Source organism: Enterococcus sp. DIV0086, assembly GCF_050498705.1.
In the GTDB taxonomy this organism is placed as follows: domain Bacteria; phylum Bacillota; class Bacilli; order Lactobacillales; family Enterococcaceae; genus Enterococcus; species Enterococcus faecalis.
In genome coordinates, this window is sequence record NZ_JBNIDN010000001.1 from 585,560 (window position 1) to 609,590 (window position 24,031).

The window sequence follows — 24,031 nt, forward strand, 5'->3', positions numbered from 1 at the left end:
AAGTAATTATAGCAAAATTTTTCCAAAAACTAAAGAAAGCATTTTTTTAAATCTGAGAAAAAAACTGTGATATCTGTTAGATAAATAGCAGATATCACAGTTTTATTTTAAAAGAAACTTAGCGATAAAGTCTCTTCCTTATTTTTGTTCCTCTTCATTCACACGAGGTTTCACATAACGATCAATACGACTACCTGACACAAGCGTTGCGTCTACTTCTGTGTTTGATGTTTGTTCGTTGACCACTGGTTCTGAGACTTGTGGTGCTGCCGCTTGTTTGGCTTGCAAATCAGCCAATTGATTATCAAAAGAACGTTGAACTTTTTCCGTTTCTTCTTTGACTAATTTATCCATATCATTTTTATAAATATCCAACTCTTTTTGTACAGCTTTTAATTCTTTACGTTGGTTCCAAATAGTGGTTGTGGAGGTTAGTAACCCAACTAGTGCGCCAATAATTGCAGAACCTAAAATAATTAAGATTAACGGTCCACTAATTTTAGTAAAACCAAAGTTTACTGGAACAGCTTGATTATTTAAAACAGCAAAAATAACAACAATTAAGACCAACACAAGGCCCAAAATAACACGCCATTGATTTTTCATGACTTGATCGACTCCTTTATTTTTTATTTAAAATATTTCCCGCTATGAAATCTCCTAAATGTGGAAACAATGTATAAAAGCGAGCAGCTGCTTCCATGACAAACGGACGATTAATCTCACGTCGAGAAGTCCCCATACTCCCAACCACTTCTTTCGCTAATTTCGTAGGGTCCAAAACAATTTTATCCACCGCAGCTAGATAAGTGCCTGTCGGGTCCGCTTTATCAAAGAATTCTGTTTGGATTGGTCCTGGATTGACAGTCGTTACTGCTACACCCAACGGTTTCAATTCTAAACGTAAAGCATTTGAAAAACCTAACACAGCAAATTTTGTTGCAGAATAAACGGTTGATTTAGCTGTAGCCATCTTCCCAGCCATTGAAGCAACGTTGATAATATGTCCTTGCCCAGCTTCAATCATTTTAATAGCTACTTTTTGAGTAAACGTCATCATTCCTAGAACGTTGACATCAAACATTTGGTGTGCAACAGCCAAGTCAATTTCAACAAAATTTTCAAACAAGCCAAAACCAGCATTGTTGACTAAAACATCTATAGGACCTACTTCTGCTGAAATAGCTTCAACCACACGTTCAACACTTTCTGGATCGGCAATATCTAATTGATAAGAAAATGCTTCTCGTCCGCTTAAAGTGGCACACTGCTCGCGAACTTTACCAATCAAATTAATTCTGCGGGCGCAGACAACGACGACCGCTCCTTGTTTAGCTGCTTCATAACAAATTTGTTCACCTAAACCAGCTGAACCTCCAGTTACGACAACGACTTTATTTGTTAAATCCATCTAAGCTCCTCCTTCATTGGCAAATGGAATCTCAATGATATCCATATCTTTTACGATTTTTGTATTGGGGAAAATTTCTTGGGCTTCTTCTTGAAGCTGATAGGCCTCTTTGGTTAAATAACGGGCACTAATATGCGTTAAGATAAGTTGTTTTACTTGCGCTTCTTTTGCAACTTCAGCTGCTTGTTGACTGGTTGAGTGGAAGTAGGCTTTTGCCATTTTTGCTTCGTGTTTATTAAACGTACTTTCATGGACTAAAACATCCGCTCGTTGTGCTAAGGTTACACTATTTTTAGTTTTGCGAGTGTCTCCTAAAATCGTCACGATTCGTCCAGGTTTACGCTCTCCCACAAACGCTTGTCCATTAATTTCCTGTCCATCAAAAACAATCGTTTCACCACGTTTGAGTTTGCCATACAATGGCCCAGAAGGAATCCCTAAAGCTTGAAGTTTCTCTACTTGTAATTCTCCTTCATGCGCTGCTTCCTCAATTCGATAGCCAAAGCTCGTGATGCCATGGTCCAAGATATTACAGCGAACAGTGAATTGTTTATCTTTAAAAATAACGTCATTTTCTTTCGTTAATTCAATAAATTTCAGTGGATAGGACAACCGCGATTGCGAGACCCGTAAAGAAGTCTTGACAAAGTCAGCAACCCCAACTGGTCCATAGATTTCTAAAGGTTCTGTCCCGCCCTGAAAAGAACGACTACTTAACAAACCAGGTAAACCAAAAATATGATCCCCATGTAAATGTGTAATAAAAATCTTTTCAATTTTTCTTGGGCGAATACTACTTTTTAAAATTTGCAATTGAGTCCCTTCCCCACAATCGAAGAGCCAAACTGCATTTCGTTCATCTAATAATTTCAACGCAATCCCTGTGACATTGCGATGTTTTGCTGGTACACCAGCGCCAGTTCCTAAAAATTGTATTTCCATCTGCTACCATACTTTCTTTTAAACTTCCTTTTTATTTTAGAAGAAGTTTGCTCCTTTAGCAAATAATAATTTATCTATTTTCTCAAAGTTTACTTCTTAGTTTATCGTATTTTACGATAAAATAACAAAAAATTAGCAAACTACCATAAAAAACCGTGATTTCTTAGTATTTTAAAAGACTGTTTCCCTTTATTCAGAAAACAGTCTTTGCTCCTTATTCTTCTTTCGATGTTGCTTCTTTGTGTTGTTCTTTTTTTGCTTGCCACGATTGTTTCGCTTCATTTGCAACTTCGTTCGCATCGTTAATTTCTTGTTGGACTTCCTCTAAATCAAGCCGCGTGATTTCGCCACCTAAGTCAAACATAACCAATTGGTTGAGCGGACGGTTGTCTTCTTCTTCTGCAATTAATAACAATCCCGTTTGTCCTTCATCAATCTTTTGAATCACATGTTCAAAAACCGTTTGTGCTTCTTGAATTTCTTTGGCGTCTTTGCTTGCACCATACATACTTCCAGCAAACCAGCCAAAAAGAATGCCCAGAGGACCACCTAATATGCCTACTAGCATCCCAATCATGCTATCTTTTGATGTATGATTGTTGCCTGTAAAATCGATAAAATCATTGATTTTAAATTGATGCTGGCCATCATTAACATGCGTAACAACCGCCATTTGCTCACCTTTAAGCTGTCTTTCTGCCTGCATCTTTTTTATTTCGGAAAATGCTTGGTACGATTTACTTTCAATATCAAAGTTCATAATGATAATTCGTTTTGTCATACAAATCGCTCCTTTATTTTGGATACATCTATTTTAGCAAGAAAGGCTTGTCTCTAGCAATGAAAACTTTTTGGTTATGTATAAAAAAAGAAGATAGCTAGGCTACCTCCTTGTTAATGCTTATTTACCATCAAGAATATTTAAACGGACCTTTTTCGGACCATCGATACGTACACTATAAACAATTGTCCGAATTGCTTTTGCAACACGCCCTTGTTTACCAATGATACGTCCAATATCTTCTTTGGCCACAGTCAAATTATACTCGAGGAAATCAGTTGATTCCTCAATTTCTAATGAGACTGCTTCAGGTTGACTGACTAACGGACGGACAATAGTTAAAATTAACTCTTTCACATCTGCCATATTCAATCACCTTATTTCTTAACGTTTTTAGCTTCATGATGTTTTTTCATAACGCCTTCTTTTGAAAGGATGTTACGAACTGTATCAGAAGGTTGCGCACCTTTAGATAACCAATCTAAAACTAAATCTTCTTTTAAAACTACTTCTGCAGGGTCTTTCAAAGGGTTGTAAGTACCTACAGTTTCGATGAAACGTCCATCACGAGGAGAACGAGAATCAGCTACTACAATACGGTAAAAAGGACTCTTTTTAGAACCCATACGTTTTAAACGAATTTTAACTGCCATTATTAAATACACCTCCATTAACTTAATCACAAGAGTTAGTTTAACAGATTAACAGCAACCTGTAAAGAGTTTTTTCTTGACACCTTTACTTTTTTTCAATTTTTTTAGCCAATTTGCAGGAAAACAAACGAAATAATGAAGAATTTTTACAAAATTTGATAATAGTTGTACTGGTTTCTCACTTGAAAGCCTTCTGTTTGATAGAGATGAAGCGCTGCTTGATTTTCTGTTTCAACTTCTAAAAAAATAGTCGCTGAGGCTGACTTTTCTAAAATTATTCGGAGCGCAGACTGTAACACTTGACGGCCAAGACCGCGACCTCGTTGCGTTTTTGTCACAACAAAGCCATAAATCCCCCATTCGTTTTCAAAATGATCCAAACGTAGCGTGGCTAAAAGTTGATTGTTTTCTTTATAAATAAGTGTTCGTTGAAGGTCCTCCGGCAAAGGCGTACCTTCTAGTAACCTAGCCAAGGAATCCAAATCAGCCGCTTGTGGTCGGAGAAGTGTCAGCTTCGCCAACGCCTGTGAGTAAGTTTCTCTTTGAAAAACCAGATACTGTTCTGAAAAAGCTGGCACAATTCCTTGTCTATTAAAATAATTCAGGCCAACAGATTGCTTGTCGTCCATCACGATAAAGACTTCTTTCATTCCCCACAAAGCTGCTTGCTTTTCGAGTTCTTGAACAAGTTCTTCAAAAAATGGTCCTACATTTGGCGCAACAATCGTCGCTTCCAGGGTTTCCCCATCAAAACAATACCCTACGATATATGCTTGAATGGTTTGTTCCTTCCTGTATAAACCATAATAAGTATAAGCTGATTCCTCAGGAAATGTTTGTTCCAATTTATAAAAAGTTCCTTGTTTAATCATTTCCTTGTTTCTTAATTCAGTCAATGTTTGTTTCTCCAACGGTGTTAACTGTCGGCGCCAATTTTTTATTCAAGCAGTTGCTCCTTTACTCATCCTTTTACTAGCTATTATACGTGAAGTTACGAAGTTCAACAATGTACAAGGATAAAACGTTTGCGCTTTTTTTGAAAAAGTACTATCATAAAGTAAGTAAAAGAAAAATGGAGGGATTTACATGACAAAAAAAATTGGTATTTTTGTAGGGAGTTTAAGAAAAGATTCATTTAACAAATTGGTAGCAAAAACAATGGCGGACTTATTTCCAGCTGATTTCGAACCTGTTTTTATTAACATTGGTGATTTAGAATTATACAATCAAGATTTGGATGATGAAGGAACCCCCACCGAAGCTTGGACAACGTTCCGTGAAGAAGTTAAACAAGTAGATGGCGTAATGTTTGTAACACCAGAATATAACCGTTCAGTACCAGCTGTTTTAAAAAATGCATTGGATGTCGGTTCACGTCCGTATGGCGAAAGCATTTGGGATAAAAAACCAGGACTTGTGGTGAGTGTGTCACCAGGTGCAATTAGCGGATTTGGTGCGAACCATCATTTAAGACAATCATTAGTCTTCTTAAATGTTCCAACTTTACAACAACCTGAAGCCTATATTGGCGGTATTACGAACTTAATTGGTGAAGATGGTAAAATTATTGATGGCACTGTTGGTTTCTTACAATCAATTGTAGATGCTTACGTGGATTTCTTTAATCGCTTAACTGCCTAATTGAATCAATCGAGAAAAAGTGAGGCAACTTTTTACAGGTTGTCTCACTTTTTTTATTTTTTTACTTGACCCTCTCGTTACGTAAAGGTTTATGATAGATTTTGTCAGGAGGAATGAATGATGGAATATACAATTAAAAAAATGGCTTCACTATCTGGCGTCAGTGCACGGACGTTACGATATTATGATGAAATTGGTCTTCTTCAACCAGCCAGAATTAATTCTTCTGGTTATCGAATTTACGGGCAAGCCGAGGTGAATCGTTTGCAACAAATTCTTTTTTACCGTGAATTGGATCTGAAACTAGATGAAATTAAAGAAATTTTGGAGCAACCTGACTTTAATGTTGAACAGGCTTTATACGAGCATCAACAAAAGCTATTGGAAAAGCGCAATGAAATTGATCGTCTTTTAGCCTCTGTTCAACAAACCTTACACCATTACAAAGGAGAGATAAACATGTCAGATCAGCAAAAATTCGAAGCATTCAAACAACAACGAGTTCAAGAAAACGAAGAAAAATATGGTAAAGAGATTCGGGAAAAATATGGCAACGAAACGATTGAACAAGCCAACAAAAAATATTTAAACTTGACGGAAAAAGACATGCAAGCAATGCAGAACGTGGAAAAAGATTTATTTTCTAAGTTAGCCATGTATCAAAAATCACCCAAGTTGACTAGCCAACTTGCGCAAGAAATTTTCCAATTACACAAAGATTGGTTAATGTACTCTTGGTCAAACTATTCGCCAGAAGCGCACAAAGGGTTAGGCCTTATGTATGTTGGCGATGAACGATTTACGTCATATTATGAACAACACGGTGCTGGTTTTGCCGAAGCGTTAAACGCAATTATCCAAAACTACGCTTAAACAGAAAGTGCGCCATTAGTCTCTTCGACTGATGGCGCACTTTCTGTTTCTTCCAATAATTAACTAAAGCCTGTTTATCTTTTTTTCTTTTTCTTCTTTTTGTTTTTCTTCATCATACGATTCATGGCCATTTTACCTAGCTTGCCTTTAACGCCGCCACCTAGCATTTGATCCATACCAGGAATGTTCATATCCCCTTTGGACATTTGTTGCATCATTTTTTTGGATTCTTTAAATTGTTTAATCATACGATTGACTTCAACCACACTATTTCCTGAACCAGCTGCAATTCTGCGGCGGCGACTAGGATTTAATAGATCAGGATTTTCACGTTCTGCAGGGGTCATTGATAAGACCATCGCCCGTTTCCGTGCCACATCTTTTGGATCGACTTTGACATTTTCAATACCAGGCATGTTACTCATTCCAGGGATCATTTTTAATAAGTCTTCAATCGGTCCCATGCCCATAACTTGATCCAATTGCTCAATGAAATCGTTAAAGTCAAAACTGTTTTCTTTCATTTTTTGAGCAAGTTCTTCTGCTTTTTTCTCATCGTAATCTTGTTGCGCTTTTTCAATTAGCGTCAACATGTCCCCCATACCTAGGATACGACTCGACATACGATCGGGATGGAAAGTTTCTAAATCGGTTAATTTTTCACCAGAACCGACAAATTTAATCGGAGCGCCCGTTACTGTCCGAATTGACAGCGCAGCCCCCCCACGAGTATCGCCGTCCATTTTGGTAATAACAACCCCAGTAATTCCAAGCTGTTCATTAAAACTATCTGCAACGTTGACAGCATCTTGCCCCGTCATCGCATCAACAACTAACAGAATTTCATTGGGATTAGCCAACTCTTTAATTTGTTTCAATTCGTCCATTAAAGCTTCGTCAATGTGTAAACGGCCGGCCGTATCAATTAAGACATAATCATTTTTCTTTTCTTTTGCTAATGCTAACCCTTGACGAACAATTTCCACTGGATTAGCATCTGTTCCCATATCAAAAACGGGAACTTCTAATTGTTGACCTAAAACCTTCAACTGATCAATCGCTGCTGGACGATAAACGTCACCAGCGATTAAAAGCGGACGAGCGTTTTCAGTTTTCATTAAGTGTTTGGCTAATTTACCAGTAAAAGTTGTTTTACCAGCCCCTTGTAACCCTGTCATCATAATCACTGTCGGGATTTTTGGAGATTTATTCAGTTCAACCGTTTCTGAACCTAACGTTTTCGTTAATTCTTCATCAACAATTTTTACAATTTGTTGGGCTGGTGATAAGCTTTCTAATACTTCGACTCCTACTGCCCGTTCTCTGACGCGTTTTGTGAAATCTTTGACCACTTGTAAATTAACGTCGGCTTCTAATAAAGCCAAACGGATTTCTCGCATCATTTCTTTTACGTCGGCTTCGGAAACTTTTCCCTTACGACGGATTTTACTCATTGCCTGTTGTAGGCGGTTTGTTAAACTCTCAAAAGCCATAGTTTCATTCCTCTATTTCTTGAATTTGTTCAATATATTTTTTGATTTCACTATCTTTGGGATAAGTTTCTTGAACATACTGCTGTAGTTGTTCAAGATATTCTTTCCGTACAACATAGTTTGAATAAAGATGTAACTTTTTTTCGTATTCTTCTAAAATTTTTTCGGTTCGTTTAATGTTATCATAAACCGCTTGACGACTAACCTCATATTCTTCCGCAATTTCTCCTAAAGAAAAGTCATCAGCATAGTAAAGCTCCATATAATTCATCTGCTTTTCCGTTAATAATGTCGAATAAAATTCAAATAACGCATTCATGCGGTTTGTTTTTTCCATTTCCATGAGCCGTGCTCCCATCTTCAATCCCTTATAGGTTACCGATTTCATAGGGAATAGTCAATCTTTTTTTACTAAGTTTTTACCTTTTAAAAAGAAATGTCCGCAAGTTGCCATGTTTCTTCAGAATAAACGGTCATTCCTTGTTGAATAAAATAAGCAGTTGCGACTCCAACTCCAGCTTTTTTAATGCCAGAAAATTGTCCATCATAAATCAGCTGGCTGCCACAGCTGGGACTTTTTTCTTTCAAAATCAAGGTTGTAATTTGTTGGGCTTTTAATTTTTGATACGCGCGTTGTGCCCCTGCTTTAAATGCCTCAGTCACATCTTCCCCGTTATCAGTATATACATAAGCAGTATTCGCCCAAACATCAAAGCCGTCCCCGCCAATGATTTCTGCTGGCGGACGTGGAATAGGCAACTCTCCTAAAACTTCGGGACAAATCATTATTGCTTTTCCATTAGTTATAAGTTGTTTTAACGCTTCTTGTTCTTGAGATTTTCCATCGTAACGGCAACAAATCCCACCTAAGCAACTACTAATACCAATCATTCGCTTCTCCTCATTTCATTTCTCTATTATACCATGAGTTGACTTTTCTCAAAAGTAGCATTCTCGCTTACTTTAAAGTACGTTCTTCCTCTAAAAATATGTTAAACTAACCATAGTGAAATATACACTTATTTTCAGAAATTTCTTGAAGGAGTTATGTAAATGAAAAAAGTTCTTGTCGTCGATGATGAACCATCGATTTTAACTTTGTTAACCTTTAATTTGGAAAAAGAAGGCTATCAGGTGACTACTTCCGAAGATGGTAAAAACGGCTTCGAATTAGCTTTGTCTAATCAATATGATTTTATAATTTTAGATGTAATGCTTCCTGGTATGGATGGCTTAGAAATTACCAAAGCACTTCGTCGAGAAAAAATTGACACGCCTATCTTGATTTTAACTGCCAAAGATGAACAAGTAGATAAAATCATCGGCTTAGAAATTGGGGCAGATGATTATTTAACAAAACCTTTTAGTCCCAGAGAAGTCCTAGCACGCATGAAAGCTATCTTTCGTCGTTTAAAACCTACCACGACCGAAACGCTTCAAGAGGACACACCTAAAGCTCCGCTTGTGATTGGCGAGATTCGTGTGGATGAACAAAATTATGAAGTCTTTGTGCGCAATCAGCCCATCGAGCTAACACCGAAAGAATTTGAATTACTCGTTTACTTCATGAAACGCAAAGATCGGGTCATTAATCGGGAAACCTTGTTGGAACGAATTTGGCAATATGACTTCGCTGGACAAAGTCGCATCGTCGATGTCCACATTAGTCATTTACGTGATAAAATCGAGCCCGATCCCAAACGGCCCGTTTACTTAGTAACTGTCCGTGGCTTTGGCTACCGTTTTCAGGAGCCAAAACGATGAAAAAGAGACTGCGGATTGAATATTTTTTAGTTGCGGCAGTCATGCTTTTATTATTTGTCGGAAGTATTGCAGCGACCAATTTTTTCTTTCAAAAAGAAATGGTTGCTCAGCAAGAAACCTATTTAAGAAGAAAAAATACCCTTTTAACAGACCAGTTGCCCCCTTCCGTTTTCGAAAAAGGGCAACTGACAAACCAACAACAACTCCTTGTCACCCATGCGTTAGATGATGCAGAAGAACGGGTAACTTTGTTGCAAAAAAATGGTACCGTCTTTTTTGACAGCAGCCAAAATGAACCGCTAGAGTCGCACAAAAAACGGCCTGAAATCGCTGCGGTTCTATCAGGAGCTACCTATGGTTCCGCCTTACGAAAGAGTAAAACGTTAAATAAAGAACTTCTGTACGTTGCCACGCCCGTTTTAAAATCAGGAGAAATCGTTGGCATTATTCGGATTTCGGAACAAACCGCGCTATTTTCTAAAAATATCCAATCTTTTCGTCGCTATATTATCTTTACATTCGGCATCTTGTTCCTACTAATTACCTTGTTTATCTTTTTACTGTTACGGCAAAAAAATCAACCGCTAGTGACTGTCTTACCGATTCTGAAACGAATGCTTAAACATCCAGATGAAAATCGATCCATTATCCAGCAATCTTCTGAATGGAATGAACTTTACGAAACTATTAACTTACTGAGTCAACAAGTAAGTCAAACGTATAAAGCGTATACGTCTGCGGATGAGCAATTTCACGAACTTTTAGATGAGTTGATGATTGGTGTCTTTATCATTGATACGCAAGGACGGCTTCGTCTGTTGAACCCTAAAATGCAGGAAATGTTAGGACTCTCTGCTAAAAATATGCAAAGCAATTATCTTGAAGTGATTCAAGACGCCGATTTGATTCATTTAATCCATCAAGTCGTTGCTGAAAAAAACAGTTTACATCAAGAAATCACTGTGACACAAGGACCCACACCTTTACGATTAGATCTTTCTCTTCGTTACTTGGATGATCAAAGCGCCAATGATTATCAAGTGTTAGGAATTGCCTATGATTTAACGCGCGTTCGCCAACTAGAAAAAATGCAAAAAGATTTTGTATCAAACGTGTCTCATGAATTAAAAACGCCTGTCACTTCTCTTTTGGGCTTTACCGAGACACTCATAGATGGCGCCAAAGAAGATCCGAAAGTCCTTAATCAATTTTTGCACATCATGCAAAAAGATGCCCAGCGTCTGCAACAATTAATTCAAGAAATTTTAGAACTTTCTCGGGGCAGTGCAACAATTCCTTATGCAGAACAAGAAATTACTTTAGAAAAATTTATTACAGAAATTCTCGGCTCTTATCAGCAACAATTGGCAGCAAAACAGCTGAAAACAGTCGTTCATGGTCTGCCAGAGAGCCAGTTTTTCACCAAATACGAATTGTTTTATCCAATCGTGAAGAATCTAATTGAAAATGCCATTCAGTATTCCCAAGAAAATGGACAGATTACTATTTCTTATGCTATTGAAAATCAGCAATTACGTTTATCTGTTCAAGATACTGGCATTGGCATTAGTCAAAAAGACCAAGAACGTATCTTTGAACGGTTCTATCGTGTCGATAAAGCACGTAGCCGTCATTCTGGTGGCACCGGTCTAGGTCTAGCTATTGTCCAAAATTACACAGAATTATTAGGCGGTAAAATCGCCATTGATAGTCACTTAGGCTTAGGGACCACTTTTACAATCACCTTGCCTTTAACAAAAAAAGAAGCCTAAAAAAACTCAGCCAATCCTGTTTATTGGCTGAGTTTTTTTGTTTATTTTTCAGTTACTTTTCCATTTACATCACGTTCTACTTGCATGTCTGTGATGGCTAAATAACCTAAGTCTTTGACAATTGTCTTTTGAACATCATCGGTGACCATATAGTCTAAGAAGGCTTTTACTTCTTTATTAGGCTCCCCTTTTGTATACATATGTTCATAAGACCAGATTTTCCATGAATTGTCTTTCACGTGTTCTTCTTTTGGTTCAACACCATCAATGCTTAAGGCAACGGTGGAATCATCCATATAAGAAAAAGCTAAATAGCTGATTGCTCCTGGTGTTTGTTCAACAATTTTACGAACTGTTCCCGAAGAATCTTGTTCTTGTGATTGAACTGGTTTAGCTCCATCTAAGCCCCATTTTTCAAATGTTGCTCGGGTGCCACTTCCGTTTGCGCGGTTTATTACGACAATTTCTTGATCTTTGCCGCCCACTTCTTTCCAGTTTTTGACTTTGCCAGTAAAGACATCAATCAATTGTTGCTTCGTTAAATTCTTCACGCCGACTTCTTTGTTGACCACTGGTCCCATACCGACCACGGCCACCCGATGATCGACTAATTTAGAGGCATCCACGCCATCTTTCTCTTCGGCAAACACATCGGAATTTCCAATGGTCACTGCGCCATCTGCAACTTGCGAAAGTCCTGTTCCGCTGCCGCCACCTTGGACAGAAACTGTATAATTAGGATGTTCTTGTGTAAATTGATCTTTCGCAGCATCTACTAACGGTTGTAAAGCGGTGGAACCAACAGCGACAATTTTAACTGGTTTGTTACTATCCGCTTCGCTGGATTTTTCAGTTGTGCCTCCTTGAGCTCCGCACCCAGTTAATAATAACCCTAGACTCAGCATAGTTGCTGCAATTACACGTTTTTTCATCTTTGCACTTCCTTTTCAATTAGTTACAAGTTTAGTCTACCAAGACTCTGTTAATTCTGTTTCAATTAAATGTAAATAAAAGGTAAAGGTGTGTAAAGAATCTATAAAGGCTAGTGCGTTACGCGTTGTGTCGCCATGTAATGTGCGATTCGTTCCATGGCCGTTGTTAATTTATCCATATCGGACGCATAACTAATTCGGACGTATCCTTCTGCTTCTGGACCAAAAGAAATACCTGGAATCAACGCTACTGCTTCTTTTTGCGCTAAATCAATACAAAATTTCATAGAATCTTGTTCATAACCAGTAGGAATCTTAGCAAAAATATAAAAGGCGCCATTTGGACGTGCAACCTCAAACCCCAATTGAGTCATCTGTTCATAAACAAAATCGCGCCGTTTCCGATACTCTTCTTTCATAATTTCAGCATCATGCATTCCTTCGATTAAGGCACGAACAGCCGCTTTTTGAGACACTGTTGCAGCCGCAGTAACTAAATACTGATGAACTTTAATGATCTCCGCTGTTAAAATCGCTGGTGCAAAAATAAAGCCAATCCGCCAGCCTGTCATGGCATGTGATTTCGACAAACCGTTAATTAAAATCGTTTGGTCACGTAACATTTCAGCAATCGAAACATGACTCTCATCATAAGTTAACTCACTATAAATTTCATCGCTAATCACAAAAATGTCGTATTTTTTTAGAACATCAGCAATTGCTTGCAACTCTTGGCGGTTATAGGTGACACCAGTTGGGTTGCTAGGATAATTTAAAATAATTGCTTTGACTTGTTCCCCATGCTCGGCCATTGCCGCTTCAATCATTTCAGGGGTCAAGACAAAATCGTTGTCTCGTGTATCCAAATATACCGGTTCCGCCCCCGCCAATGTAATAATTGGTTCATACCCTGGGTAAATAGGTGCTGGCAATAGCACTTTGTCACCTTGTTCTAAAATTGCTAATAACGAAGCTGAAATCGCTTCTGTTGCTCCAACTGTTACTAAAATTTCTGTCGCAGGCTGGTAAGTCAAATGATACTTTTCTTTCATAAAATAAGCGGCTGCTTCACGGACATCTAATAAACCAGACATCCCTGTATAATGAGAAAAATTCGCATCAATTGCTTCTTTGGCTGCTTTTTTGATATGCTCAGGTGTGTTAAAATCCGGCTCTCCTAGCGTTAATTTTAAAATACCTTCAATTCCTGAGACTTGTTCGTCAAATTGACGAATTAAAGAAACAGCAATTTTATTTACTTGACGATTAAAACGATTGGTTAAATCCATTTAGCTTCACTCCTTCAGTTGACGTTATAGTAGCATAAATTGACCGTAAAATGAATGATTTTCTCATTGTTTCGCTAGATTTTTATTATAAATATCTCAAAAAAATGGCAGAGAAGAAAATAGGAGAACTTTGTCCTTTTCAACAAAGTTCTCCTATTTATTTATTTTTCGAAACGCCATGTCCGAATTTCAAACGGACGTAATGGTGCATCAACTTCTATCGCCGGTGTCAACGGTTCTTCTAATACATTTGTTAAACAAGTCGCTGGTTGTGTCTCTTTGTGAAGTTCACAAGGAATATTTTGCGCTGTTAGATTAAAGCCACGAACGACTAAATGATTTGTTTGCTCTTGACGTTTAACGGCTGTCCAACCAATTGGTCCTTCTGCCGTTGTCAAGTAGACATGGTTCGGTGCTAGTTTACCTTCATGACGCGCAGTAGTAGCTGCAGTAAAAGGAATTTGTGCACTATAGGCTTGTTGATACGTAGCAAAGCGTTCTTCTGGTTTTCCATGCAATGACAAACCATATTTAAAGGTATATTCTCCTTGGCATTGTGCTTCTGGTGTCGCAAAATAGCCCCAATCACCTAGTTCGCCAACACAACGAATTAATGTGACAGCAATGGTTCCATCTGCTAAGACTTCATACTCATTTAAGCCTTCATTGAAGATAGTCACGCCTTTGTTTTGGTCATGAACATTCACAAACGCTTGTTGGTGCTGCGGGTTTGTTGGATTTTCCCATGTGTCGCTTACTTGATTTGGTCGTGTCACGACTTCATAAATACTATCCGCTTCATGTGTTTCTGTGACCATGCCAGTTGGGAAAAGCACGCGTAAACGATGATCTTTGATTTGATTATTAATGGTTGTTTCAAAGAACAATTGGTTACTTTCTTTGATCATTGTAACCACTGTCGTTATTTCGAACGGGCGAAGCGTCGTTGAACGTTGTGCTTGGCGTTCTCTAAACTCACGAACAGCCTTTTGTTCTTCTTCTAATCGTTCATCTGCTGAAACTGGTAACATGACGGTTTGTTTAATTTGATAACTTGCTTTTACAGGGGAATTTTCTTTATTCGTAATTTCAGCCGTTACATTTTCGGTTGTAATTCCTTGGTCTTCGGTCGGTTTGAAAAAGATATATTCATTCCCAATGTCGCCAGTATCTTCAAATGTTAACAATTTTGAAAATGTTTCTCCTGTTTTTTTGTCAGCAATGGTTAAGCTACCATTGTTTTCAATTTTCACTTGAATAAATTCGTTTTCCATTTCATTTGTTGCTGGTTGAGCCAAAAGACTTCCTTCAAAAGCTTTCGTTTCTCCTTGAATCAATGCAAAGCTATCCCAAGAGAATGGCGCCATTTCTTTGACAGATAATTCGACCGTTAAGTATTTGGCCATGTACGGTTGACGGAAAGCATCTTTAGGTAAATCGTAACCAAAACGAACATCTTCTTTGACAATACGGCTTGCAACGGCTTTTCCAGTTGGATCAATCACTTGATAATCTGGGGTGGCTTTTTGTTTTAATTCATGATAAAGATCTTCAGGTTTTCCTGTATAAAATGGCAATCGTTCAATCTCCACTTCCACAGTGACAACCTCCGTTTTCTGATAGCCACTAGTATTAAATAAAACAAACGGGTGCGCTTTTTCTGGGAAAACACTTGTATCAATTGCTTCTGTTAATTGTCGTGTTGCTTCATCTGCTAAGAAATGCCCGACATCATTGGCATTTTCAAAGCGAGTCATCATGCCTCGGTGAACCTCGTCGACAGAACAGCCACAAATACTATCGTGCGGATGGTTTTGAAGCAATGTTTTCCAAGCATAATCAAATTGGTCATGTGGGTAGTCGCCAGTTACTTCGTAAGCCATTGCTGCTAAAGGTTCTGCGATATTTTCTAATTGGCGTTGGACTTTTGTGTTCCACTGTTTTAAATAGACGCGAGCAGAAGAAGTATTGGCTAATGTGTACCAGCCATCCGTTTCTTGACTCGTTAATTCACCTGTTACTGTTCCTAAATCTTCTGGTAACTCCTCTTGAACAGCTTTCAAATAGTCATCGAAATTGGAATGAATAAATTCATATTCTGGGAATAGTTCATTGGCTAAAGCGATGGCCTTAGTAATATCTCTTTGTACAGGTTGGTGGTCGACCCCATTCATCATCAATAAATGGTCTGTGGAAGCGTAACGTTCCACATCAGCCAATTTTTGTTTCCAAAAAGCGATTGCTGCTTCTTTTTCTGAAGGAATTTCGTTCCCGTTACTATACCAGTTCGCAAAAAGCAAGCCGAAAATTTTCGTTTGGTCAGGACCTTCCCACCACATTTCAGAATATTGTGAGCTATAGTCGCTTTCTAAGACTTGATTATCAAAGCCAATCGGTTTCACCCCGCGTCCAAAGGCAGCCGCAGGCAGATTTGCTAATTGCATCATTTGAGGTGTTTGACCCATGTTACCAAATGTATCCGGGAAGTAACCTAATTGAACTGGTGCTCCCCATTTTTGACTTTCTAAATGCCCAATCAGCATGTTTCGAACATTGGATTCAGAGCTAATTAAAAAGTCATCTTGTAAAATATAAAATGGTCCGATTTTTAGTTTGCCTGCTTGGACAGCTTTTTTCACGGCTTCTTTTTTCTCTGGGCGAACTTGTAAATAGTCGTCTAAGATAATCGTTTGTCCATCTAAATGGAAACTGTTAAACTCTGGATCATTTTCAATTAAATCTAATACATTATCCACTAATTCAATTAAGCGCATATGATGTTCTTCATAAGGAAGATACCATTCACGATCCCAATGACTATGGGAAACAATATAGACTTTTTTCTTTGTCATCACTTTTCCTCCTATTTTTCCACTCGGATGTCAAAATAATCCATAACTAATTCACAAAACATCATATTAGCCCATGAAAACCATTCTCTTGTATAATTTTCAGGATTATCTACATCAAAACCTTCATGCATCAAATGAGTCCCCGCATCTGTGGCAACCAATAAATCTAAAATTCGTTCTTTTTCTGCTTTATCTTTGGTTGTCATTCCTTCCATTGCTAAAGCAATCGGCCACACGTAATTTTCTGGTGTATGCGAGCTACCAATCCCTTTCGCGTATTTGCCTTCATAGAAGTAAGGATTTTCTTTACTTAATAAGGTTTGACGCGTTGTTAAATATTGTTCATCCTCTGTTGAACAATAACCCAGATAAGGGGCTGCTACTAAATTGGGAACATTACTGTCATCCATCACGCTTGCATTGCCTAAGCCATCCACTTCATACGCATAAATCGTTTCGTTATTTTGATTTTTTGTTCGTCCAAATGTTTGGATGCCTTCTTCAATCTCTTCTTGTAATTTTTTAGCAATCGTCACAATCGTAGCATCTTCTAAAACATCAGAGAAAATTTCTTGAATATAGCCTAAAATTACGACTGCAAACATATTAGAAGGAACTAAGTAACCATATTGGCAGGCATCATCACTAGGACGGAAGCCTGACCATGTCATCCCTGTTTTGCCAACTGGTGTTCCTTTCCCTGCTTCAACCAACGTATCTTCTTGACGCCACGTATCTCGTTCAAATAAATAAGGTGACTGTGCGTGATCTTGTTCTGTTGTAAAAACGTTGAGAATTTTTTTGACGCCTTCCACAAAATCTGAATTAAATTGTTCGGTCATCCCAGTATTTTTATAAAGTAAATAGGCTAATTGGACCGGGTAACATAATGAATCAATTTCATATTTCCGTTCCCAAATCCAGCCATTCATTTCTGTCTTATCAGTTTGATGGCCTGCATGATTATCTGTTTCATTAAACGCATTGGCATAAGGATCAATGCAAATATAACGAAACTGGCGCTTAACCAACCCAGCAATCATTTGAGCAAGATCTTCGTCTTCTTTCGCAATCACTAAATAGGGACGAACTTGCGCTGTTGAGTCTCTCAACCACATTGCTGGAATATCGCCTGTTAATAAAAAGGTAGTACCATCTTCTTGACGTTTCACTGTTGTTATTAAAGTATTGGCAAAGGCCGCCTGAAAGTTTTTTGCCCAATCTTGATGTGCTTCACCGCATTTTTCTGTAATTGTCTCCATAAATGTTGCTACGGATTTTGGAACTTCTGTATAAACCATTCTCGTCACCTCTTAAATTTGATATATCATTTCACAATTGAATTATAGCGTTTACATTTCACTTTGTCTAGTGATTTCGATCATTTTTTTCATTTTAAAACCAATTAATTTATGGTAAACTATAAATAAGATATATCTTATTGTGAGGTGAAATGAATGAAGCAACCATTATATCAACAAATTATTGATTATTTACAAAATGAAATTGATTCAGGGCGATTGCCTGTTGGAGCGCAAGTGCCTACCGAAAAAGAATTATCGGCTCAGTTTAACGTCAGTAGAATTACGTCCAAACGAGCGCTAACTGAGTTGGAAACGCAAGGCGTAATCCAACGTCACCAAGGAAAAGGAAGTTTTGTTCAAGCACCAAAGCATCCTCTTCATACCTCTTTAAATAAAGTTCTTTTTTTATTGCCTTTTGCAGACGATTTATCAGTAGGAAATTTCTATAGCGGTTTGGCCCCTACTATTCAAGCAGCTGGTTTAGAAGTCTTTATGACCTCGCCTAATTTTTTGAGAGAGAAAAATGCTGCGGACATTGTGAATGAGTTTGCCGGGCTTGTCTATTATGCTGCTACTAGTAATGACTACCTCGACTTATTGTTTGAGTTGGCTTTGATGAATTTTCCAGTCGTTGTCTTGGATAAAAAGATCCATGATTTACCTTTTGCAACCATTCAATCAGACAACTTTGCTGGTGGTAAAACAGCAACCGAACGCTTAATTGGCTTAGGACATACGAAAATTGGATATATCCTTTCAGGAAGTCCGGCCCTACAATCCGTTCGGCAACGTTATTTAGGTTATCTCCAAGCTTTAAAAGAAGCCAATCTGGCGTTCCATACAGCAATCACGGAAACCAATCTCTTAGATGAACACAACTTTAAACAGTATTTTGAGGCGCACCAACTCACAGCCGTGGTCTGCGATAATGACTTCAGCGCGTTACATTGTTTACGAAACTGTAAAAACCTAGGTATTCATGTGCCTGAAGAATTATCGATTATTGGTTTTGACGATATTCAAGCAGCAGCATTTGTCGAACCGCCATTAACAACCATGGCGCAAGACTTTAAAGAAATGGGAAAACTAGCTGGTGAAGTGTTATTACAAACGATGCAACAAGACATTCAAATCATAGAAGACATTCAAGTACCTGTCACATTAATTGAAAGAGAAACCATTTCTACTGTTTCAAAATGAGCCAAAAAAGAAGAGCGTGGGACAAAAATCACTTTGGATTTTTGCTCCACGCTCAAAAACTAATAAACGGCGGGAACAGAAGCAACTCCTTCGGAAATAAGCCGAAATTCTCCAAAAATTAAAGAACAATTTTCGGAAATTCCTTCTTATTTCTCGGAGTTAAACACTTCTGTCCCGACCTCTTCTTTTTATTCCTTAGTGCTAAACGTTTTGGTATCTACCTCTTTTTTAAACAACGCTTTTAGTTCTTTGATAAAGTAGCGACCAATCGGACTGATTTCCCGATTTTTGGGAAAGAGTAAACAAATACGATTTTCCAAAGCTGGCGCCAATGGCACTAACCGAATTTCTTTCTTCGTAAAACCCGTTACGACTCCTGAACCAGAAGCATAAGCATTGGTTTCTACCAACAAATTCATCAAGGTTCCACGATCTGTAGTATGAATGACCGATTCCTGTTCAGGAATTTCAACTAAATCTTCAGAAAAATAGGAAAAATTGCTTCCTTCTTGATTAAAGCGAACTTGTGGATAGGGAACTAATTCCTCTAAATGAATTTCTTTTTGCTTGGCTAAAGGATGATGATTTCCTAAAAAAATGTGTGTATTAAAAGTACTAATTACCTCGTAGGCTAGATTAGCTTGTTCTAAATACCGTTCAATACTGACACTATTTTGTTCATTTAAATAAATAATCCCCAACTCACTGTGAAATCCTTTGACGTCTTCAATTACTTTTAAGGTCGTGGTTTCAAAGACACGAAAATCTTTATATTGATCCCCATACTTTTTAAGAACTTTGGCAATTACCTCACCTAAAAAATCGTAATGTTGCGAAGAGATGGAGAATCGTTCGCTGGTCACTGTCTCGCGATAGCGATTTTCCAATAACTCCATTTGAACTAAGACTTTCTCTGCTTGTTCTAAAAAAACCATTCCTTCTTCTGTTAAAAAAGCGCCCTTATTGGTACGTAAAAAGAGGGAAATCCCTAGTTCTTCTTCTAATTCTCGAATACTATTTGACAAGCTAGGTTGTGTAATAAATAGTTTTTTGGCTGCTTCCCGAAAACTCCCATTGTTAGCTATGGCAGCAACATACTTCATTTGTTGAATATTCAACACTTTTTCCTCCACACACTAATCATTTGAAAAATAAATCTTACGCCCATTCAACGGCTGAAGGGGCCGATTGTTAAAGGCCAACATACCTTCCTTGATCTTATTTAAAAAGGCTTGATCCATTTTTTGAATGGTATCAAATACAAACCATTTCACTGGACCCTTAGTTGGCGGTGTTGTTAACGAGCCTACATAATGGTAGTGTAGACGCTCCTCTGGTAAAAAGATTGACGGATTAAACCATTGTTGGTGCGTGCCGTTTTCCCAGTCCATCGGATGATTCGCTTCTGAAAAACGATTTTCTTCCTCTGTGATGGTAAACAGGCAACCAACAACTAAATTTTCGCCAGCATCATTCATATGAACCAAATGGAATTCTAGCGGATACTGCTTTCCCGACAGCAAATGTTCGCTAGGCATATGAAAATGGATATCGGTTAAATGATACGCAACATTTTCAAACATTACGTAACTTTCCGTATTTGGTGGTACAAAATGAAACGTATTTTTGAATTCCTTTTCAGTGAATTCTTCTTTTTTATAATGAAACGTAATCTGAGAATTTATTGTCTCAGCACTTTCTTTTTCTAAAGCAATTGGCGATTGATAAGCAAACTTAGCACCTTCTGCAAACCAGTCACATAGCGTATGCCAATGTTCTGGTCCATCGTTGCCTGTATAGCTCCATTCAACGTCCATATTTTTTATTTTTTTCATACACTCTTCCTTCATTTCCACATAGTAATCAGGTAAAACTCATGTTAAAACTCTATCCTAACATCTTTTCTACGTCAAACAAAAGAACTTAGATCATTACGCGCCTCGGCAAATGACCTAAGTTCTCCTACCGTTAAATCTGGTTACTGAAAATGACACTAAAAATCAGACGACAAGAACCATCTTTAGTTCAACGGTTATTTGCCCCAGTTTTCAGGATCTTTTTTCCATTCTTGTAATAAGGTAACATCTTTTTCTTCGATATAGTTTGCTTCTAATGCAGCATCAATTAAAGTTGAATAATTGGTTAACGTTAGTAACGTCATCTGTTTATCTGCAAAATTTGCCGTTCCTTTGGGTAACTCATAAGTGAAGATTGCCGCAACGCCTAAAACCGTTGCTCCTTCACGTTCCGCCGCTTCTGCCGCTTCTAACACGCTACCGCCTGTTGAAATTAAATCCTCGATAACTACCATTTTTTGTCCTTCAGAAATTCGGCCTTCAATTTGATTCCCTTTGCCGTGATCTTTGGCTTTACTGCGAATATAAACCATTGGTAATCCTAAAATATCGGCTACCCATGCCGCATGTGGAATCCCTGCGGTAGCCGTCCCAGCAATCACTTCGACTTCTGGAAAAGTCTCTTTAATTTTTGCCGCTAAGCCTTCTGCAATTTCTTTACGCACAGCAGGATAACTCATCGTGATACGGTTATCACAATAAATCGGGCTTTTTATGCCACTAGCCCAAGTAAAAGGCTCATTAGGGTTTAAAAATACCGCTTCAATATCTAATAAATCTTTGGCAATCTTTTTTGCTACTTTTGTCATGTTACTTTCTGCTCCAGTCTTTTTTGATTTCTTGATAGGCTTCATAAGGATTTTCTGCTTGGGTAATAGGTCGGCCAACAACGATATATGTGGACCCGATTTCGCGAGCATGTTGCGGCGTTACGACCCGTTGTTGGTCACCTACTGCACTTCCTGCTGGACGAATACCAGGTGTTAAGCAAATAAACGTCTGCTTGGTTGCTTCTTGAATACCACGTGCTTCTAATGCTGAACAAACCACGCCATCCAGACCCGCTTTTTCCGCACATTTAGCATAATGAATGACACTTGTCTCTAAAGAAACGTTGATTAATTGATCGTGGTGCATCTCTTCTTCACTAGTAGAAGTCAACTGGGTTACAGCAATTAACTCAGGAACCTTAGCGCCTGGCTGAGTCCCTTTGATTAGACCTTCCTTAGCTGCTTGCATCATTCGAACGCCCCCTGCTGCATGGACATTGGTAATAGCAACGCCTAATTTTGCTAAATTTGTCATCGCTTTTTCCACAGTATTCGGAATATCATGTAATTTTAAATCCAAGAAAACATCATGTCCTTGTTCTTTAAGCCAGCGAACAATCGCTGGTCCTTCTGCGTAAAAAAGTTCCATCCCCACTTTAACAAACAAGGCTTCTTCCTTAGGAAATTTTTCTAAAAAAACAGCCACTTCTTTTTGCGTGGGAAAATCTAACGCAATAATTGGTCTATCGTGCATTTTGCTGCCCCTCTCTCACTTCTTTAATTAATTGTTCCAACGATTCAATGCCTAACTCTTCCATTCGCTTAGGTAATCCGTCAATCAACTTCGGACAAATGTATGGATCTGTAAAGTTGGCCGTACCAACCCCGACAGCGCTAGCACCTGCCATGAACATTTCCAAGACATCGTCCACTGTTTGAACACCGCCCATTCCAATAATTGGCAACTGAGAAACACTGGCGACTTGTCGGATTAAGCGAATAGCAACAGGTTTAATGGCTGGTCCAGATAGTCCACCAGTTTGATTGGCTAAAATAGGTTTTCTCGTTTTTAAATCAATGCGCATCCCTAGCAATGTATTAATCATAGAAAAACCGTCTGCGCCCCCTGCTTCAATTGCTTGGGCGATCGGCACAATGTCCGTTACGTTTGGTGATAGTTTAACATAAATCGGAACAGAGGCGACTTTTTTGACTGCTTGTGTTAATTGAAAAGCAGCCTCTGGATCTGTACCAAAAGCTATGCCGCCATGTTTCACATTAGGACAGGAAATATTCAATTCAATTGCTTTGACGTTAGGCGCTTGCCCAATTTTTGCGCAAACAGCCACATAGTCCTCTTCGCAAGCACCTGCAACATTTGCGATAATCGGTAAGTTAGGGTATTTTTCTAATTTCGGTAATTTTTCTTGCATAACCACTTCTAAGCCTGGATTTTGCAATCCAATGGCATTTAGCATACCACTAGGTGTTTCAGCTACACGTGGCGTGGGATTTCCATATCGTGCTTGGGGCGTTGTTGCCTTAATCATAATTGAACCTAATTGATCAAGGTCATAATAGTTAGCATATTCTTCCCCGAACCCAAAGCAACCACTGGCGGGAATAATTGGATTTTTTAATGTTAAACCTGGAATTGAAACAGCTAAAGGATTTTTCATCATAAGATAACCTCACTTGCTTTAAAAATCGGACCTTCATCACAGACCTTGACACTTTTTGCTCCAGTAGTGTCTCCTTTTTTATGGCAAACGCAGGCATAGCAAGCCCCAATTCCACAGGCCATCCGTTCTTCTAAAGAAAGGTAAACGTGTGGATGTGTTGGAAATAAAGAATCAATTGCTTTTAACATACCATTCGCACCGCAAGCATACACTGCATCAGGGATCCGTCCTTTTGCTAACGCTTCTGACAATAAACGGCCCACGTTGCCATGAGCACCAAACGAGCCGTCATCTGTGGCAAAATGTGTTTCTCCTAATGCCATAAATTCTTGTTGGTAATAAGCAACCTCTTTTGATGCATAACCAAGAAAATGAATCACTTTCACGCCTTTTTCATTAAGTTGCTTTGATAATTCATACAATGGGGGAATCCCGATTCCTCCGCCAACGATAAAAGCAGTTTGACCAGCTGCTACGGTAGTTATATCAAAGCCGTTTCCTAAAGGACCTAAAATATCTAATTGTTCACCAGCCTTCATGGTAGCAAACACTTCCGTTCCAGCGCCTTCGACTCGATAAATCAAACGACAGGTTTCGTTCGAATGATCAATTTGGTTGATGCTAATCGGTCGCCGCAAAAGTAAATCTGCACGCGGAACCTTGATATGCACAAACTGTCCAGGTCGTGTCATCTCTTTCACTAACTCGCCTTGTAAGTCTAACTGATAAATGCGTGGCGCTAACTGTTTTTGAGCTACAATGGTCATCATTTCTTGCTTTCTCTGCATCAGTATCCTTCACTCCTTTATTCTCTGA

25 protein-coding genes are annotated in these 24,031 nt (G+C 38.5%); 5 read left to right on the forward strand and 20 right to left on the reverse strand.

Going from position 1 to position 24,031, the window contains the following annotated elements:
- Positions 1–138: 138 nt before the first annotated feature.
- The 7 genes from IGI63_RS02790 to IGI63_RS02820 form a co-directional block, all read right to left on the reverse strand.
- The gene (locus IGI63_RS02790; RefSeq protein ID WP_429975274.1) at positions 139–606 is read right to left on the reverse strand and encodes a LapA family protein; all 468 of its coding nucleotides are present in this window, start codon (positions 604–606) and stop codon (positions 139–141) included.
- A gap of 16 nt (positions 607–622) precedes the next feature.
- Complete coding sequence (locus IGI63_RS02795; RefSeq protein WP_429975275.1) at positions 623–1,411, reverse strand: SDR family NAD(P)-dependent oxidoreductase; 789 nt, start codon at positions 1,409–1,411, stop codon at positions 623–625.
- Complete coding sequence (gene rnz, locus IGI63_RS02800; protein WP_002396276.1) at positions 1,412–2,353, reverse strand: ribonuclease Z; 942 nt, start codon at positions 2,351–2,353, stop codon at positions 1,412–1,414. It abuts the gene before it with no gap.
- Between the two features lie 214 nt (positions 2,354–2,567).
- A complete protein-coding gene (locus IGI63_RS02805; RefSeq protein WP_002360199.1) occupies positions 2,568–3,134 on the reverse strand; it encodes a hypothetical protein in 567 nt (188 codons plus the stop codon).
- 120 nt (positions 3,135–3,254) lie between these two features.
- On the reverse strand, positions 3,255–3,500 hold the full coding sequence (locus tag IGI63_RS02810; RefSeq protein WP_002357435.1) for a KH domain-containing protein: 246 nt from the start codon (positions 3,498–3,500) through the stop codon (positions 3,255–3,257).
- 11 nt (positions 3,501–3,511) lie between these two features.
- A complete protein-coding gene (rpsP, locus tag IGI63_RS02815) occupies positions 3,512–3,787 on the reverse strand; it encodes a 30S ribosomal protein S16 (RefSeq protein ID WP_002357434.1) in 276 nt (91 codons plus the stop codon).
- 146 nt (positions 3,788–3,933) lie between these two features.
- Positions 3,934–4,659, reverse strand: coding sequence for a GNAT family N-acetyltransferase (locus IGI63_RS02820; protein WP_429975977.1), 726 nt, complete (start codon positions 4,657–4,659; stop codon positions 3,934–3,936).
- 214 nt (positions 4,660–4,873) lie between these two features.
- Here IGI63_RS02820 and IGI63_RS02825 point away from each other — a divergent pair, with 214 nt between their 5' ends.
- Complete coding sequence (locus IGI63_RS02825; RefSeq protein WP_429975276.1) at positions 4,874–5,428, forward strand: NADPH-dependent FMN reductase; 555 nt, start codon at positions 4,874–4,876, stop codon at positions 5,426–5,428.
- Between the two features lie 117 nt (positions 5,429–5,545).
- The gene (locus tag IGI63_RS02830) at positions 5,546–6,301 is read left to right on the forward strand and encodes a MerR family transcriptional regulator (protein ID WP_429975277.1); all 756 of its coding nucleotides are present in this window, start codon (positions 5,546–5,548) and stop codon (positions 6,299–6,301) included.
- 74 nt (positions 6,302–6,375) lie between these two features.
- Here IGI63_RS02830 and ffh read toward each other — a convergent pair whose 3' ends face one another.
- The 3 genes from ffh to IGI63_RS02845 form a co-directional block, all read right to left on the reverse strand.
- Positions 6,376–7,794: a signal recognition particle protein gene (gene ffh, locus IGI63_RS02835; protein ID WP_429975278.1), complete on the reverse strand. Its 1,419-nt coding sequence runs from the start codon at positions 7,792–7,794 to the stop codon at positions 6,376–6,378.
- Between the two features lie 4 nt (positions 7,795–7,798).
- On the reverse strand, positions 7,799–8,137 hold the full coding sequence (locus IGI63_RS02840; protein ID WP_002357429.1) for a putative DNA-binding protein: 339 nt from the start codon (positions 8,135–8,137) through the stop codon (positions 7,799–7,801).
- Positions 8,138–8,220: 83 nt separating this feature from the next.
- Positions 8,221–8,685, reverse strand: coding sequence for a DUF523 domain-containing protein (locus IGI63_RS02845; RefSeq protein ID WP_429975279.1), 465 nt, complete (start codon positions 8,683–8,685; stop codon positions 8,221–8,223).
- A 162-nt stretch (positions 8,686–8,847) separates the two neighbouring features.
- Between IGI63_RS02845 and IGI63_RS02850 the strand changes: the two genes are divergently transcribed.
- Together IGI63_RS02850 and pnpS are read left to right on the forward strand one after the other, a co-directional pair.
- Entirely contained in the window at positions 8,848–9,558 is a 711-nt protein-coding gene (locus IGI63_RS02850) for a response regulator transcription factor (RefSeq protein ID WP_002357427.1), read from the forward strand.
- The gene (gene pnpS, locus IGI63_RS02855) at positions 9,555–11,330 is read left to right on the forward strand and encodes a two-component system histidine kinase PnpS (protein ID WP_075582540.1); all 1,776 of its coding nucleotides are present in this window, start codon (positions 9,555–9,557) and stop codon (positions 11,328–11,330) included. Before IGI63_RS02850 ends, pnpS begins: the two co-directional genes overlap by 4 nt.
- 41 nt (positions 11,331–11,371) lie before the next feature.
- Here the strand turns inward: pnpS and IGI63_RS02860 are convergent, their stop codons facing one another.
- From IGI63_RS02860 to IGI63_RS02875, 4 genes are all read right to left on the reverse strand, one after another.
- Complete coding sequence (locus IGI63_RS02860; protein WP_002357425.1) at positions 11,372–12,262, reverse strand: phosphate ABC transporter substrate-binding protein PstS family protein; 891 nt, start codon at positions 12,260–12,262, stop codon at positions 11,372–11,374.
- 110 nt (positions 12,263–12,372) lie between these two features.
- A complete protein-coding gene (locus IGI63_RS02865) occupies positions 12,373–13,551 on the reverse strand; it encodes a pyridoxal phosphate-dependent aminotransferase (RefSeq protein WP_429975280.1) in 1,179 nt (392 codons plus the stop codon).
- 161 nt (positions 13,552–13,712) lie between these two features.
- Positions 13,713–16,403 (reverse strand): alpha-mannosidase, encoded by a 2,691-nt coding sequence (locus IGI63_RS02870; RefSeq protein WP_429975281.1) that lies wholly within the window; start codon positions 16,401–16,403, stop codon positions 13,713–13,715.
- Between the two features lie 11 nt (positions 16,404–16,414).
- Complete coding sequence (locus IGI63_RS02875; RefSeq protein ID WP_429975282.1) at positions 16,415–17,704, reverse strand: glycoside hydrolase family 125 protein; 1,290 nt, start codon at positions 17,702–17,704, stop codon at positions 16,415–16,417.
- 156 nt (positions 17,705–17,860) lie between these two features.
- On the opposite strand from IGI63_RS02875, the gene IGI63_RS02880 reads away from it, so the two are divergent.
- Positions 17,861–18,907 carry a GntR family transcriptional regulator gene (locus IGI63_RS02880; RefSeq protein WP_002360181.1) on the forward strand — a complete coding sequence of 349 codons (1,047 nt, stop codon included), beginning with the start codon at positions 17,861–17,863 and terminating at the stop codon, positions 18,905–18,907.
- A gap of 188 nt (positions 18,908–19,095) precedes the next feature.
- Here IGI63_RS02880 and IGI63_RS02885 read toward each other — a convergent pair whose 3' ends face one another.
- From IGI63_RS02885 to IGI63_RS02910, 6 genes are all read right to left on the reverse strand, one after another.
- Positions 19,096–20,025, reverse strand: a complete 930-nt coding sequence (locus tag IGI63_RS02885) for a LysR family transcriptional regulator (RefSeq protein ID WP_002361904.1) — start codon at positions 20,023–20,025, stop codon at positions 19,096–19,098.
- 18 nt (positions 20,026–20,043) lie between these two features.
- On the reverse strand, positions 20,044–20,757 hold the full coding sequence (locus tag IGI63_RS02890; protein ID WP_002394492.1) for a carbonic anhydrase: 714 nt from the start codon (positions 20,755–20,757) through the stop codon (positions 20,044–20,046).
- A gap of 182 nt (positions 20,758–20,939) precedes the next feature.
- Positions 20,940–21,572, reverse strand: coding sequence for an orotate phosphoribosyltransferase (gene pyrE, locus IGI63_RS02895; RefSeq protein ID WP_002357418.1), 633 nt, complete (start codon positions 21,570–21,572; stop codon positions 20,940–20,942).
- Between the two features lies 1 nt (position 21,573).
- Positions 21,574–22,287, reverse strand: a complete 714-nt coding sequence (gene pyrF / locus IGI63_RS02900; RefSeq protein ID WP_429975283.1) for an orotidine-5'-phosphate decarboxylase — start codon at positions 22,285–22,287, stop codon at positions 21,574–21,576.
- Entirely contained in the window at positions 22,277–23,215 is a 939-nt protein-coding gene (locus IGI63_RS02905) for a dihydroorotate dehydrogenase (RefSeq protein ID WP_429975284.1), read from the reverse strand. Before IGI63_RS02905 ends, pyrF begins: the two co-directional genes overlap by 11 nt.
- A complete protein-coding gene (locus IGI63_RS02910) occupies positions 23,212–24,003 on the reverse strand; it encodes a dihydroorotate dehydrogenase electron transfer subunit (protein ID WP_002365731.1) in 792 nt (263 codons plus the stop codon). Before IGI63_RS02910 ends, IGI63_RS02905 begins: the two co-directional genes overlap by 4 nt.
- Positions 24,004–24,031: the final 28 nt, after the last annotated feature.